Genomic DNA, 13869 nt, shown 5'->3' with positions numbered 1-13869 from the left:
GGCACCTCGGGCGGACTCACGCCGTGACCGGCTCCGGGGCCGGCTCCTCCTTCCCGTGGGAGGGCTCCGCGGCCGGCTCCTCCTTCTTCCGGGAGGCCAGCGCCTCCATGCGGGTGATCAGCGGCGGGAGCAGCGACGAGCCCGCCGTCGCCGCGCCGGCCGCGGACAGCGCGATCGTCCAGGCGACCGGGCCGAGCGGGGTGCAGCCGAAGAAGTGGCTGAGCCCCGGGGTCTGGACGACGGCCGCGAGCGCCGCCATCGAACCCGCGGCCGACGCCACCACCGACCGGTCCCGGCCGCCGATCACCAGTGTCTGACCGAGCTGGGTGGCGACCAGCGCGGTGAGCGCGACCGTACGGGCGCGGGCGGGGCGGCCGGTGAGGCGTGCCGCGAGCCAGCCGGCGGCGGCGCCGGTCGCCGTGGCGAGCGCCCGCTGCGCCGTCTCGTCGGTCAGCGCCGCGCCCAGCGACGCCTCCGGCCCCTCGCGCAGGAGACGGACGGCGGCTTCGGGATGGGGTGCGCGTACGGCGAGGGCGATGGCCGGGAGCAGGTCGGTGAAGAGGTTCACCAGCAGCAGTTGACGTGCCGTCAGTGGCGAGGCGCCGGAGACGGTGGCGCCGAGGACGGTGAAGGCGATCTCACCGAGGTTGCCGCCGACGAGCATGGCGAGCGCCTGGCGCACCGAGGCCCACATCGCACGGCCCTCGATGAGCACGGCGAGGATGGTCTCCAGCCGGTCGTCGGTGACCACCAGGTCGGCGGCGGCGCGCGCCGCCGGGGTACCCCGGCCGCCGAGCGCGATGCCGACGTCGGCGATCCGGATGGCGGGCGCGTCGTTGGCGCCGTCGCCGGTCATGGCGACCGTCCGGCCCAGCCGCTGGAAGGCCTGGACGACGCGCACCTTGTGCACCGGCGTGCTGCGGGCGACGACGCCGACGTCCGGCAGCGCCTTGTCCAGCGCCGCGTCGTCCAGTGCGTCCAGTTCGGCCCCTGTGACGACACGGTGGCCGTTGATGAGACCGAGTTCCTTGGCGATCGACTCGGCGGTCTGCGGATGGTCGCCGGTGATCATGACGATGTGCACGCCGGCGTCCGCGAGTTCGCGCACGGAGTCGCCCGCTGTGCTGCGTACCTGGTCGGAGAAGGCCAGGAAGCCGAGGAAGCCGAGCTTGCCGACCGCCTCGTCGGTGAGCTTCTCCTCGTCCGCCGACTCCTTGCGCACGCGGCGCTCGGCGACCGCGAGGACGCGGTGGCCCTCGGCGGCCAGCTTCTCGCCCTCGGCGAGGAGTTCCTCACGGTCGACGGGCTCCAGCTTGCGGCCCGCCTGGCTCGTACACCGCTGGATCACCTCCTCGGGCGCGCCCTTCACCGACAGCACCCACTCCTTGCCGCTCCGGCCGGCCGCCGCGTGGAAGCCGCGGCTCGGCTCGAACGGCAGCTGCGCGGAGCGCTTCCAGCCCGGGGCGGAACGGGTGCGGTGCACGCCGGCCTCCTCGGCGCCCGCGACCACCGCGTTGTCGGTGACGTGGGCCAGCGGCTGCTTGCGGCGCCGCCGCGGGGTGGCACGCAGCCCGGCCGCCAGGACGTCCTGCTGCTCGGCACCGAGGCGTTCCAGCGCGAGGCTGCGGCCGGCGGCCGAGACGGCGGTGAGCGAGATCTGCCCGTGAGTGAGGGTGCCGGTCTTGTCGAAACACAACACGTCCGTCCGGCCTACCGCCTCGATGGTGCGGGGGTCGCGGACGAGGACTCCCTGGGTCGAAAGCCGCCGGGCCGCCGCTAGTTGGGCGGCCGAGACCAGGAAGGGCAGCCCCTCGGGCACGCTGGCCACCGCGAGGCCGACACCGGCACCGACGGTCTCCCGGGCGGGGCGGCCGCGCATCAGACCCACGGCCATCAGGGTGCCGGCCGCGCCGAGCGCCACCGGCATCGTGGTACGGGTGATCTGCGCGAGGCGGCGCTCCACGCCGACCGGTGCGGCGGCGCCCCGCCCGGCCTGCGCGCCGCGGCCCGCTTCGGTGGCCGCACCGGTGGCGACGACCACGGCCCGCGCCCGCCCCGCCGCCACGGTGGTCCCCTCGTACGCCATCGACGTACGGTCGGCCAGGTCGGCGGCGAGGACGGGAGCGACGTCCTTGGCCACCGGCAGCGACTCGCCGGTCAGCGCCGACTCGTCCGCCTCCAGGCCGCGGGCGGTGAGGAGCCGGCAGTCTGCGGGTACGACATCGCCCGCGGTCAGTGCGACCACGTCGCCCGACACCAGTTCCTCGGAGGGGAGTTGACGCTCCTCGCCGTCCCGGAGCGCGGTGGCCATGACGGCGGAGCGGCGGTGCAGATCGGCGACGGCCCGGTCGGCCAGGTGCCGCTGGACGCCGCCGATGCAGCCGGACAGCAGGGTGACGCCGATGATGATGTACGCGTCCAGCAGCGCACCGACGCCGGCCGACAGGGCGGCACCGCCGAGCAGCACCGGGGTGAGCGGGTTGGCCGTTTCGGTGGCGACCGCCCGCAGCAGCGAGGGCTGCTGGGCCTGATCGTCCGCCGTCCGCGTACGACTGCGGGCCTGACGGTTGGTCAGCCCGTCCTCGGTGCCGCCGGTCATGCCCAGTACGGTGTCCGCGGTCATCGCGTGCCAGGGGCGGCGCGCCGGTATGGGGGCGCCGTTGGCGCGCAGCGCCTGCGCCGCCGACCACACGCCTTGCGCCATGCTCAGCGCGGCGGCCGTGTTGACGGCGAAGAGGCTGCGCTCGGTCATCCCGCGCTTCCGGCGTCCGGCGAGCGTCGTCACCGTGCCGACCACGGCCGCCGCCTGGGCCAGCCGTACGCCGCGCTGCGATACCGGGCGCGCTGCGCCGCACGCCGCCACCAGCACGCCGATCTGCGCGAGGTCCTCCCCCACGTACACATCGGCACCCCACGGGAGCACCCCGTCCCGGCCGATGACACCGGCACCCACGTCGGCGGCGGCCAGCGCGGTGCGGTCCCCGGAGGCCAGCAGGACGCCTGAGCCGTCGCGTTGCAGGTCGCGGACGGAGGCGGCCAACCGGTCACCGCCGGGCACCGTGCCGTGCGCGTCGGACAGCGCGACGTGGGAGGCATGGCGGCCGGCGGTCAGGAGGGTGAGGCCGTGCCGGCGGGCCGCCGTGACGAGCCCTTCGGCGGACTCGTGCAGTTCGGGCACCACGGCGACCAGTGCGCACGGCCGGCCCCGGTGGGCGAGCGCCAGGATGTGTTCGGCGCCGCCACGGCGCAGCCGTTGCTCCGCCTCCCGCATCGCCGCCGTGTCCGGCCGGTCCTTCCCTTCCCGGTCCCCCGGCCGGTGGGGCGCCAGCGTCCAGTCGTCGGTCTCGTGCGCCGCCGTGGGCCGGCGGCCGTCGAACAGGCGGTACGCGGTCGCCGCGAGCTCGCCCGTGGAGCGCTCCTCGTCCAGCGGTAGGAGATCGGCGAGGAGGTGATTGCCCGTCAGCAGCGCGTCGGTGTCCAGGACGACGGTGCGCACCCGGTCCAGGCGCCGCAGCGCGCCGGGGTCGGCCACCAGCGTGCCGCTCCGGGACAGGCCCCGGCCGAGGGTGCCGGCGAAGGCCTCCCGGGCGGTCCAGGGCGGCTTGGGCAGGGCGGCCACGGCCGCGCTCGCCGCGGGCGTCGCCTTCCGGGTCACCGCGAGGGTGCCGGTGAAGACCGCGCCCGCCACCCATCCGGACCGCCGCGCGTACCGCTCGACCGGTCCCTCCCGGAGCGGCGTCTCGCGCGGCAGGTCGGGCACTCCGGCGGCGCGGGCGTGCTGCTCGGTCTCGGTGACGCGCGGCTCCGCCGCTTCCCACGCCTCGCGGTGGGCGACCGTCTCGGCCAGCCGCAGGGAGTGCCGTACGGTGTCCACGCCCAGCCCCGCGAAGCCTCCGGAGCCGGCCTGGGCGAGCGCGCTCAGCCCGGCGAGCACCACGTCGACGTTGCGGGGGCCCACGACGGCCGTCACCCTGCGGCGCAGCGCCGGCTGGGTGTCGACGAGGCTGACCAGCGCGGAGAGCCCGGCCGGCAGCGGGGTGTGCTGCGAGAGCCGGGCGGCGGTGGCGACCGGCACCGCGACTGCCTGCAGAGCGAGGGAGAGGGCGGCGCGCTGGATGTCTCCGGACGCCGCCGGGTGTTCGGGCAGCGGGCCGGTCAGCCCCTGCTCCTCCTCGACCGCCTCGACCGCCTCGGTCAGCGCCTGTGCCGTGGTGAGGTCGGCGGCGCTCCCCGCCTCCAGCGCCACCACGGCGTGCCCCAGTACGGCGTTGACCGCGGCCCACCGGACGGCGGGCAGGGCGGCGAGCCGCTGTTCGAGGGCGGCCGTCGCCGCCGGTGCCGTTGTCCCGTCCGCCTCCCGCAGTCCGCGTACCGCGATGTGTGCCCGCTCGCCGATGATCCTCGTGCGTGGTCGCGCCGGCGCGCCGAGCGCGCCCACCGCGCTCCGCGCCACCGTCCGCGCGATGCCGATCCCCGGAACCTTCACCGTCCGCCACCCGCCTCCTGGCACCCGGTCCCCCGAAGCCAGTGCCCGCCCGCTTCGTTCCGATGCCCCGTCGCGTCCTCGACGCGCGAGAATGGAGTACGCACAGCACACCGTACTCGGGCCAAACAAGGAGTTGGGATGCCCAGTACAGCTGAAAGCACGCGGAAAACCGCTGCGAAACGGACGGCACCGCAAGAGCCCACCGAGGAAACGCACATTCACCGCAGCAAGCAGGGCCTGAGCGTGCACACCCTCGATGTCCGCGCACCGCTGCACGTCCCGTACTTCACGCCCGGGGACGTGGTGAACAACGCGCGGACGGCGACCGAATGGCTGCCGCCCCTGCCGCCTGCCAGGGAACTCTGGTACTACGGCGGCCTGGGCGCACTCGCCGTCGCGGGGGCGCTGGAGTGGCCGGTCGCGCTCGCCGTCGGCGGTGCCACCGTCCTGTTGCGGCGCTCCGGACAGCAGGAATCGGCCGAACGGCGCGAGCCGGCGGAGGAAAGCGGCTCCGCGCAGGCCACACCACCCGCCAAGAAGCGGGACTGACGACCGGGAAGGGGAGGGAAGAGCCGCCGGGCAGACCGGCGCCGGGCCCGGTTCCGTCAGGAGCCGGGCCCGGCACCGTCTTGCGGCCTAGGGGGCCCCGCGCGGGGTGCGTAGCGGCCGGCCGCCTCACATGTCGCGGGTGTCGCGCGGTTCGGCGTACGGCTCCTCGTCCCGCGGATGACCGGCTTCCATGGCGCGGCTCCGCTCCATCTCGGCGTTGAACTCCAGGCCGAGCAGGATGGCCAGGTTGGAGATCCACAGCCAGACGAGGAAGATGATGATCCCGGCCAGGCTGCCGTAGGTCTTGTTGTAGCTGCTGAAGTTGGCGACGTAGAGGGCGAAGAGGCCCGAGGCGACGAGCCAGAGCACGACGGCGAGCAGGCTGCCGGGGGTGACCCAGCGGAACCGCCGGCGGACGTTGGGCGCGGCCCAGTACAGCAGCGCGATGATGAAGCTGATCAGGATCACCATCACGGGCCACTTGGCGATGTTCCAGACCGTGACCGCCGTGCTGCCGAGCCCCAGCGCGTCCCCCGTCTTCCGCGCCAGCGAGCCCGTGAAGACCACGGCCATGCTGATGAGCGCGAGCAGGACGACGGTCACGACGGTGGTCAGGAAGCGGGTCAGCAGGACCTTCCAGGTCGGCCGGCCCTCCTCGATGTCGTAGACGGTGTTCGAGGCGCGGATGAAGGCGGCAATGTACCCGGAGGCCGACCACAGGGCCACCACGATGCCGATGACCAGGGCGATGCCGGCCTTGCCGCCGCTGCCCTGCATCTGCTTGAGCACGTTCGTGACGACGTCGCGGGTGGAGCCCGGGGCGAACTCCCCGACGTTGTCGATCAGCTGCTGGATCGTCCCGCTGCCCAGCAGGCCCAGGATCGACACCAGCGCCAGCGCGGCCGGGAAGATGGCGAGCACGCCGTAGTACGTGAGGGCGGCGGCCAGATCGGTGAGGTTGTCCTTCTGGAACTCCTTCGCGGTGCGTTTCAGCACTGCCTTCCACGACTGTTTGGGCAGGTCGCCGGGGCCCTTGGGGATGCCGGCGCTCGATCCGCCGCCGTCGTTCTCGTCCTGCTGATGCCCTTGCATGGGTACGGGACCTTCCGCATCGGGTGACCGGAACTCCAGCCTCACCCGCCCGGCGGACGCCCGCCCGCCGGGCTGGTCCGTATGGAGTGACCGCGGCCGGAGCCCCCGCGCCTGGTCAGGGCAGGATGGAGTCGACGTAGCCGCCGTCCACCCGGAGCGCGCCGCCGGTCGTCGCCGACGCCTGCTCCGAGCTGAGGTAGACGACCATGTGCGCGATCTCCTCGGGCTCGATCAGCCGCTGGAGGAGCGACTGCGGGCGGTGCTCGCGCATGAAGACCCGCTGTGCCTCGTCCCACGGGAGGTCGCGGTCCACCAGCTCGTACACGAAGTCCGCCACGCCGCCGGTGTGCGTCGGCCCGGCGATGACGGAGTTGACCGTGACGCCGGTGCCCGCCGCCTGCTTGGCGAAGCCGCGGCTCACCGCGAGGAGCGCGGTCTTCGACATGCCGTAGTGGATCATCTCGGCGGGGATCACCACGGCCGAGTCGCTGGCGATGTTCTGGATCCGGCCCCAGCCGCGCCCGGTCATGCCGGGCAGGTACATGCGGGTGAGCCGGACCGCCGCCAGCACGTTCACCTCGAAGTAGCGCCGCCACTCCGCGTCGCTGATCTCCAGCGGGTCCTGCGCGCCGAAGACGCCGAGGTTGTTGACGAGGATGTCCACATCCGGCAGCGTGTCCGCCAGCCGGGCGGTGCCCTCTTCCGTGGTCACGTCGGAAGCCGCCGCGACGAACCGGCCGCCGGGCACTTCGTCACCCAGCCGGGCCACGGCCTCGTCGACCCGGGCGGCGTTCCGCCCGTTGATCCCGACCCGGGCGCCCGAGCGGGCCAGCCCCGCGGCGATCGCCGCGCCGATGCCCTGGGTCGAGCCGGTGACCAGCGCCGTCCGTCCTGACAGGTCGAGCTGCATGGCATTGACTCCGTTTCCTGGCTCGTCTCTCCGCCTGCCGCCCCCGGCCAGCAGGCTGCCACGTCACACCCCCGTCCACCCCCAACGGCACGAAAGGCACCCCGCATGTCCTCGTCCTTCACCCCCGTGTCCGCGCACTCCGACCGCTTCGTCGTGGTCACCGGCGGGCCCGGCGCCGGCAAGAGCACCCTCATCGACCGGCTGGCGGCGGCCGGGTACGCCCGGACGGAGGAGGCCGGCCGGGGAGTGATCCGGGATCAGGCGGCCATCGGCGGGCGCGGCCTGCCGTGGACCGACCCGGCGCTCTTCGCCGAGCTGATGCTGAGCTGGGAGCTGCGCTCCTACCGGCTCGCCACGGCGCACGGGGCGCCGCCCGCCGGGCCCGTCTTCTTCGACCGCGGAGTGCCCGACATCGTCGGCTACCTGCGGCTCCAGGACCTCCCCGTACCCGACCACGTGCACGCCGCCGCGCGGGAGTACCGGTACCACCGCCGGGTGTTCGTCGCGCCCTTCTGGCCGGAGATCTACGCGGCGGACACGGAGCGCAAGCAGTCCCCGGCGGAGGCCGAACGGACGTACCTGGCCATGGTCGAGACCTACCGGGAGTACGGCTACGAGCCGGTCGAACTGGAGCGGGCACCGGTCGAGGAGCGAGTGCGGTCCGTGCTGCGCCGGGTGGCAGGGGCCCGGAACGGCGCGTGACGGAGGACCGCGGCCGGGAACCGGTACGGGGACCGGGACGGCGGAGCCCGGCGCCGACCAGGAAGGAGCGAGGCCATGGCCACCACGGGCGAGGTGCGGGCAGGCCCCGCGCCGAGGAATCTCCGGCTGCCGGGGATCGTACTGGGCGTGGGCCTCGGCGGATTCGTCGACGGCATCCTGCTGCATCAGCTCCTGCAGTGGCACCACATGCTGACCAGCACCAACACCGACCGCATCGGCCTGCGGTACTACTCGCCGCACACGGTGTCCGGGCTGCGGATGAACACCGTGTGGGACGGCGTCTTCCACACCGTCTGCTGGCTCGCGGTGCTCATCGGCCTGGCCGTGCTGTACTCCCGGGTCACCCACGGCCGGCGGCGCGTGTGGGCGTCCCGGGTGCTGTGGGGCTGGATCCTGGCGGGCTGGGGGATCTTCAACGTGGTCGAGGGGCTGCTGGACCACCAGATCCTCGGCATCCACCATGTGCACGGCGGCCCGTACCAGCTCTGGTGGGACGTCGGCTTCCTGGTGCTGGGAGCGCTGCTCTGGCTCGGGGGCTGGGCGCTGCAGCGCAGCGGCCGCTCCTACGACCCCGAATGGGGCGTCTGATGGGCGGTCACACGCACCACACCGGAGGTGCGCACCCGCTGCCCGGCGGCCCGCTCCCGACCGCCGTCGCGGTGGCTCTGCTGCTCCTGCTCGCCGCCGGCTACCTGCTGCTCGTACGGCGGGCCGGCCGGCTGCGCCCCGGCGGGAGCCGGCACCCCTGGCGCACCGCCAGCTTCCTGACCGGGTGCGCCCTGGCGGCGGGGGCGCTGCTGCCGCCGCTGGGCCCGTTCGCGCACGGCGACTTCCGCGGCCACATGGCCCAGCACCTGCTGATCGGAATGTACGCGCCGCTCGCACTGGTCCTCGGCGCGCCCGTCACGCTGCTGCTGCGGACTCTGCCGCCCGCCCGCGCCCGGCGGCTGACCGGGCTGCTGCACAGCCGCCCGGCCCGGTGCGTCGCCCACCCGGTCGTCGCGCTGCTGCTGAGCACCGGCTCGCTCGCGGTCCTGTACGGCACTCCGCTGTACGACGTGACCGCGGCCCACCCCGCGCTGCACTGGCTGGTGCACGCGCACTTCCTGCTCTCCGGCTGCCTCTTCGCCTGGGTGGTGGCGGGGCCCGACCCGGCTCCGGCGCGGCCGGGCGTACCGGCCCGGCTGGTCCTGCTCGGCGTGGCGGTCGCCCTGCACGCGACGTTCTCGCAGCTCCTGTACGGCGGCTTCCTCATCGGCGTGCACGCACCGGTCGACCAGGTGCGGGGCGGCGCCGAGCTGATGTACTACGGCGGCGACCTCGCCGAGCTGCTGCTGGCGTGCGCCCTGGTCGCCACCTGGCGCCCGGCACGCGGCGAGCGGCGCCCCGCCGCTCCGCGGCTTAGCCCGACCGAGTCACTTTCCTCGCCCTAGCCGGGGTCCTTCGGTGCGCCCCGCCGTCCGCCGCCGTGGACTCTGGACCATGGTGCGGGTCCAGAGTCCAGGCGTAGCGGCACGGCCCGGGAGCGAGGAGATCAGCAGATGGCTGACCTGTACATCGACGGTGAGTGGACCGGGGCGGCGGCGGGCGGCCGGCGAGACGTGGTCAATCCGTTCGACGCGTCCGTGGTGCGCACCGTCGACGACGCGGACGGTACGGACGTCGACCGGGCGGTGCGGGCCGCGCGGCGCGCGTTCGACGACGGGGAGTGGTCGGACTCCCCGACCCGGCGCCGCGCCGACGTGCTGCACCGCGTGTACGAGCTGCTGCTGCGCGACCTGGAGGACATCGCCCGCACCGAGACCCAGGACACCGGCAAGACGATCGCGGAGTCCCGGCTCGACATCGAGGACATCGCGAACGCCTTCCGCTACTTCGCCGAGATCGCCGACAAGGACGGCGGCCGGGTGGTGGACGTCGGCCCCGACGTGCTCAGCCGGGTGGTGTACCAGCCGGTCGGCGTGTGCGCGCTGATCGCGCCGTGGAACTACCCCCTGCTCCAGGCGACCTGGAAGGTCGCGCCGGCGCTCGCGGCCGGCAACACCTTCGTACTGAAGCCGAGCGAGACGACGCCGCTGACGACCATCATCCTGTTCCGGCTGCTGGCGGAGGCGGGGGCGCCGCCCGGGGTGGCCAACCTCGTCCTCGGGCCCGGCTCGACGGTCGGCGCCGCGATGACCCAGCACCCGGACGTGGACCTGGTCTCCTTCACCGGCGGGCTGTCCACCGGCCGCACGATCATGGCGGGCGCCGCGGCCGACGTGAAGAACGTCGCGCTGGAGCTGGGCGGCAAGAACCCCAATGTGATCTTCGAGGACGCCGACTTCGACGCTGCGCTGGACTACGCGCTGGACGCCGCGTTCCTCCACTCCGGCCAGGTCTGCTCGGCCGGCTCGCGCCTCATCGTGCAGGAAGGGCTGTACGACCGGTTCGTCGAGGCACTGGCCGACCGGGCCCGGCGCATCCGGCTCGGCAACGGCATGAACGAGGACACCGAGAGCGGACCGCTCAGCTCCCCCGAGCACCGCGCAAAGGTCGAGAACTATCTGGAGGTCGCGCGCTCCGAGGGCGCGCGGCTGGTGTGCGGCGGCGGCCGTCCGGACGACCCCGAGCTCTCCCGCGGGTTCTTCGTACTGCCCACGATCTACGCCGACTGCGACCGGTCGATGCGGATCGTGCAGGAGGAGGTGTTCGGCCCGGTGGTGACGGTCGAGCGGTTCCGGGACGAGGAGGACGCGGTACGCCTCGCCAACGACACCAAGTACGGGCTGGCGGGCGCGGTGTGGACCAGCGACGCGAGCCGGGCGCAGCGGGTGGCGCAGCGGCTGCGGCACGGCACGGTCTGGATCAACGACTTCCATCCGTACGTGCCGCAGGCCGAGTGGGGCGGGTTCGGCCACTCCGGTGTCGGCCGCGAGCTGGGGCCGACCGGGCTGCGCGAGTACCAGGAGGCGAAGCACATCTACCAGAACCTCCGGCCGGCCCCCTCCGGCTGGTTCAAGGGCTGAGGGCGGCGCGGTGACCGGAAGGACCGAGGAGCGGAACATGGGTGACGGTACGGAGTTCGACTACGTCATCGTGGGCGGCGGAACGGCGGGCTGTGTGCTCGCGGCACGGCTGACGGAGGACCCGGACTGCCGGGTGTGCGTGGTCGAGGGCGGGCCCAGCGACGTGGGCGACGAGAAGATCCTGCGGCTGCGCAACTGGATCAACCTGCTGGACTCGGAGTACGACTACGGCTACACCACCGAGGAACAGCCGCGCGGCAACTCCCACATCCTGCACTCGCGGGCGCGCGTGCTGGGCGGCTGCTCCTCGCACAACACCCTGATCAGCTTTCTGCCGCTGCCCGAGGACATGGACGAGTGGGCGGCGCTGGGCTGTACGGGCTGGGACGCCGCGACGGTCCTGCCGTACCGCGACCGGCTGCGGAACAACATCGTCCCGGTGGCGGAGCAGGACCGCAATCCGATCGCGAAGGACTTCGTGACGGCCGCTTCCGCGTCGCTGGGCGTGCCGGTCGTGGACGACTTCAACGCCCGGCCGTTCGCCGACGGAGTGGGGTTCTTCTCGCTGGCGTACGAGCCGGAGGAGAACAAGCGCTCGTCGGCGTCGGTGGCGTACCTCCACCCGGTCATGGACCGGCCGAACCTGACGCTGAAGCTGGAGACCTGGGCGTACGAAGTGGTGCCGGACGGCGACGGCCGGCTGACGTGCGTACGCGTGCGGGCGGCGGACGGCACGGAGTCGACACTGCGGGCTCGGCGGGAACTGCTGCTGTGCGCGGGCGCCATCGACACACCGCGGCTGCTGATGCTCTCCGGCATCGGCCCCGCGGACCGGCTGCGGGAGCTGGGCATCGGGGTACGGGCCGATCTGCCGGGGGTGGGCGAGAACCTGCTCGACCATCCGGAGTCGGTGATCATCTGGGAGACGGACGGGCCGCTGCCGCCGAACTCGGCGATGGACTCCGACGCCGGGCTGTTCCTGCGCCGCGATCCGGCGGGCGGGCCGCGCCCGGACCTGATGTTCCACTTCTACCAGGTGCCGTTCAGCGTCAACACGGAGCGGCTGGGCTATCCGCCGGTGGAGCACGGCGTGTGCATGACGCCGAACGTGCCGCGGGCCCGGTCGGTGGGCCGGATGTGGCTGCGCAGCGCGGACCCGGCGGAGAAGCCGGCCCTGGACTTCCGGTACTTCACCGACCCGGAGGGCCACGACGAGAAGACGATCGTGGACGGGCTGAAGGTGGCGCGGGAGGTGGCGGCGACGGCACCGCTGCGGGACTGGCTGAAGCGGGAGGTCTCACCGGGCCCTGACGTGACGTCGGACGAGGCGCTGTCGGAGTACGGGCGGCGCGCCGCGCACACCGTCTACCACCCGGCGGGCACCTGCAGGATGGGCGGCGACGGCGATCCGATGGCGGTACTCGATCCACAGCTGCGGGTCCGTGGCACGGACGGCCTCCGGGTCGTCGACGCCTCGCTGTTCCCCACCATGCCGACGATCAACCCGATGGTGACGGTGCTGCTGGCGGCCGAGCGGGCGGCCGACCTGATCCGTGGCGGCGCGGGCGGGGGGCGGCACTGATGGCATCGGCGAGCACACCGGCGGACGACGCACACGGCAAGGGAACCCCGGACGCGGTGGCGGACGGGACGCCGGACGACGGCTCCGTACCCGATTCCGAATTCCGCAAGGACATGGGGCCGTGGGCGAACTTCGCGCTCGGCTTCACCTACCTCTCCCCCGTCGTCAGCACGTACACCCTCTTCGCCACCGCGCTCGGCGAGGGCGGCCCGCCGATGGTGTGGGCGTTCGTGCTGGCCGGCTGCGGGCAGTTCCTCGTCGCGCTGGTCTTCGGCGAGGTCGTCGCGCAGTTCCCCATCGCGGGCGGGGTCTATCCCTGGGCCCGGCATCTGTGGGGCAAGCGCTGGGCGTGGATGACCGGCTGGGTCTACATGTGGGCGCTGCTGGTGACCATCACCTCGGTCGCGTACGGGGCAGGGCCGTACATCGCGATCCTGATCGGTTTTGAACCGACCGTGCACACCACGGTGTTGTGCACGGTGGTGCTCATCATCATCGCCGTACTGATCAACTACGCGGGCACCCGGTGGCTTTCGTGGGCGGCCATGATCGGCTTCGCCGCGGAGCTGATCGGTGCGCTGATCGTCGGCATCTATCTGCTCGTCACGCACCGCGAGCACAACCTGGGCGTGCTCTTCGACACCTACGGCACGGAGGGCGACGGCAGCTATCTGCCGGTCTTCCTGGCGGCCGCGATCATCGGCTTCTACCAGTACTACGGCTTCGAGGCGTGCGGTGACACCGCCGAGGAGGTCGCCCACCCGGGCAAGGTGATCCCCAAGGCGATGCGCCGCACCATCTACGTGGGCGGCGCCGCGGCCACCTTCACCTGCCTGTCCCTCCTGCTCTCCGTCACCGACTACCGCGCGGTCATCGACGGCAAGGACACCGACCCGGTCGTGCACCTGCTGTACGACGCGCTCGGTGAGTTCGGGGCCCGCCTGGTGATGGCCGTCGTCCTGATCTCCTTCCTCTCCTGCACGATCAGCCTGCAGGCGGCGGCCGGGCGACTGATCTACTCCTACGCGCGCGACCAGATGATCGTCGGTCACCGGCTGCTGCGGAAGTTCTCCCCCGCCAGGGCAGTACCGGGCTGGGCGCTGCTGGTGTCGGCCGTCATCCCGGCGATCATCGCCTTCGGCTCACTGGTGTCGGCGGACGCCCTCACCAAGATCGTGTCGTTCGCGATCCTGGGCATCTACGGGGCGTTCCAGATGGTGGTGCTGGCCGCCCTGCGGGCCCGCCTGAAGGGCTGGAAGCCGGCCGGCGAGTACCGGCTCGGCCGCTGGGGCCTGCTGGTGAACGCCGGTGCCCTGGTCTACGGCGTCTTCGCCATCGTCAACATCTGCTGGGCCCGCACCCCCGAGGCGCCCTGGTACGACAACTACATCGTGCTCCTCTGCGGCGGCGTCGTCGTCCTGGCCGGCGTCCTCTACATGTTCACCACCCACCACTACGGCCGCAGCGACGCCCCCTGCGGCGACGCGATCCCCGAAGAACGCCGCTGAGCAGCCGTCAC

The 13869-nt window shown here is 73.1% G+C and carries 10 protein-coding genes; 7 read left to right on the top strand and 3 right to left on the bottom strand.

All coding sequences use genetic code 11. The features are described from left to right. Window positions 1–16 precede the first annotated feature (16 nt). On the bottom strand, window positions 17–4486 hold the full coding sequence (locus tag ACZ6WH_RS16730; protein ID WP_469729174.1) for a cation-translocating P-type ATPase: 4470 nt from the start codon (window positions 4484–4486) through the stop codon (window positions 17–19). Window positions 4487–4624: 138 nt separating this feature from the next. Between ACZ6WH_RS16730 and ACZ6WH_RS16725 the strand changes: the two genes are divergently transcribed. Beyond that, window positions 4625–5035: a hypothetical protein gene (locus ACZ6WH_RS16725; RefSeq protein WP_432862538.1), complete on the top strand. Its 411-nt coding sequence runs from the start codon at window positions 4625–4627 to the stop codon at window positions 5033–5035. A gap of 126 nt (window positions 5036–5161) precedes the next feature. Here ACZ6WH_RS16725 and ACZ6WH_RS16720 read toward each other — a convergent pair whose 3' ends face one another. Next, a complete protein-coding gene (locus ACZ6WH_RS16720; protein ID WP_469729172.1) occupies window positions 5162–6127 on the bottom strand; it encodes a YihY/virulence factor BrkB family protein in 966 nt (321 codons plus the stop codon). A 115-nt stretch (window positions 6128–6242) separates the two neighbouring features. Beyond that, window positions 6243–7037, bottom strand: a complete 795-nt coding sequence (locus ACZ6WH_RS16715) for an SDR family NAD(P)-dependent oxidoreductase (protein WP_469729170.1) — start codon at window positions 7035–7037, stop codon at window positions 6243–6245. 105 nt (window positions 7038–7142) lie between these two features. Here ACZ6WH_RS16715 and ACZ6WH_RS16710 point away from each other — a divergent pair, with 105 nt between their 5' ends. From ACZ6WH_RS16710 to ACZ6WH_RS16685, 6 genes are all read left to right on the top strand, one after another. Beyond that, entirely contained in the window at window positions 7143–7739 is a 597-nt protein-coding gene (locus ACZ6WH_RS16710) for an AAA family ATPase (protein WP_469729168.1), read from the top strand. A 75-nt stretch (window positions 7740–7814) separates the two neighbouring features. Then, window positions 7815–8348, top strand: coding sequence for a DUF2243 domain-containing protein (locus ACZ6WH_RS16705; RefSeq protein ID WP_432862530.1), 534 nt, complete (start codon window positions 7815–7817; stop codon window positions 8346–8348). Then, on the top strand, window positions 8348–9193 hold the full coding sequence (locus ACZ6WH_RS16700) for a cytochrome c oxidase assembly protein (protein WP_469729166.1): 846 nt from the start codon (window positions 8348–8350) through the stop codon (window positions 9191–9193). Before ACZ6WH_RS16705 ends, ACZ6WH_RS16700 begins: the two co-directional genes overlap by 1 nt. A gap of 108 nt (window positions 9194–9301) precedes the next feature. Then, on the top strand, window positions 9302–10768 hold the full coding sequence (locus ACZ6WH_RS16695) for an aldehyde dehydrogenase family protein (RefSeq protein ID WP_469729164.1): 1467 nt from the start codon (window positions 9302–9304) through the stop codon (window positions 10766–10768). 37 nt (window positions 10769–10805) lie between these two features. Next, complete coding sequence (locus ACZ6WH_RS16690; protein ID WP_469729162.1) at window positions 10806–12350, top strand: GMC family oxidoreductase; 1545 nt, start codon at window positions 10806–10808, stop codon at window positions 12348–12350. Next, the gene (locus ACZ6WH_RS16685; RefSeq protein ID WP_469729161.1) at window positions 12350–13858 is read left to right on the top strand and encodes an APC family permease; all 1509 of its coding nucleotides are present in this window, start codon (window positions 12350–12352) and stop codon (window positions 13856–13858) included. The genes ACZ6WH_RS16690 and ACZ6WH_RS16685 overlap by 1 nt, the downstream gene beginning before the upstream one ends. Window positions 13859–13869: the final 11 nt, after the last annotated feature.

The organism is Streptomyces sp. NPDC050806, from assembly GCF_055586425.1.
The sequence above is the reverse complement of the archived record's forward strand: the minus strand, read 5'-3'. Positions and strand labels throughout refer to the sequence as shown.